This window comes from Parabacteroides caeci (genome assembly GCF_023656795.1).
GTDB classification, from domain to species: domain Bacteria; phylum Bacteroidota; class Bacteroidia; order Bacteroidales; family Tannerellaceae; genus Parabacteroides; species Parabacteroides segnis.
Window position 1 is genome coordinate 1 of record NZ_JAMOKT010000156.1, and the last position, 1,060, is coordinate 1,060.

A 1,060-nucleotide genomic window follows, 5' to 3' on the forward strand; every position below is an offset into this window, starting at 1 on the left:
AGCAACGTTTTAATATACTTACAGGCTCTCTGCGAGACTCTGTTTTTGGAGTGCTGGCTACTTCCAGAAGTATAAGCAAACGGTGCCACACCTGCATAACAGCAGAACTGCCTGGGATTATCGAAGCGTGTAAAGGCTTCTGTTGCAATTATCATATTCATGGCAACTACACGACCGATTCCATCAATGGATGTCAAAAGATCCATCTGTCGGCTTAGTATCTTAGTTGATTCTATAATTCTGTTCATTTCATCTTCTATTGCTTTTAGTACCTGTTCCAGGGATTTGATTAACATTTTCAACCTACTGGATTTATCTTTGTATAATGCTTTAGGCATAAAGTCTTTCTGATCGGTCAACTGAGCTTTATATTTTGATAAGTCTACCAGATAGAGAGTCCGTTCTGCCTCCAATTGATTTAAACGAGTCACTTCTTCAGAGGGACGTTTATAACAAACTGCCTGATCACAAAATCGGGAAGCATATATGGCGATACGTTTTGCATCCACCTTATCGTTTTTACCACGAGTCAGACCTGAGCAATACTTTATCTGGGTTGGATTTTCCAGCCATAACTTACAATCTATTGATTTACAAACACAAATCAAAGGATAAGTATATTGTCCCGTATGTTCAGCACAGATTATAAAATCTCCATTTGTCATATTTAAATCCCGCTTTAATTCGTTGATCAGCTTTAATATAGCTTGCTGATGATTTGTCACTTGTTCCTCTGTTACCACTTTAGAACCACACATTACGCAGATATCCAACTTCTTTTTTGAGACATCTACACCGATAAAATAAAAGTTTTCCATATTTTTGTATTGGGCAAAAAAGAGAGAAAGGAACTTGAACTTAGCCTAAAAACCTTAACAACTAAGGTGTTATATTCTTATATAGGTCTGGGTTCAGGGTAGACAGAGAGTCCTAATATGAACATGAATCTTATTCCATTTTTTTACTGGTTCACTCTTTGTCTTCCTTTCTTTCAATGGTTTGACATATTACAAATCTATCTTTTTTATCTTATCGAAATTCTATCTGCCAAAACTAAGGT

1 protein-coding gene is annotated in these 1,060 nt (G+C 36.3%); it reads right to left on the bottom strand.

Annotation, left to right across the window (positions count from 1 at the left end; all coding sequences use genetic code 11):
• The coding region (locus tag NBH15_RS29170; protein WP_250824220.1) for an IS110 family transposase at positions 1-818 on the bottom strand (818 nt) is incomplete at its 3' end.
• Positions 819-1,060 lie beyond the last annotated feature (242 nt).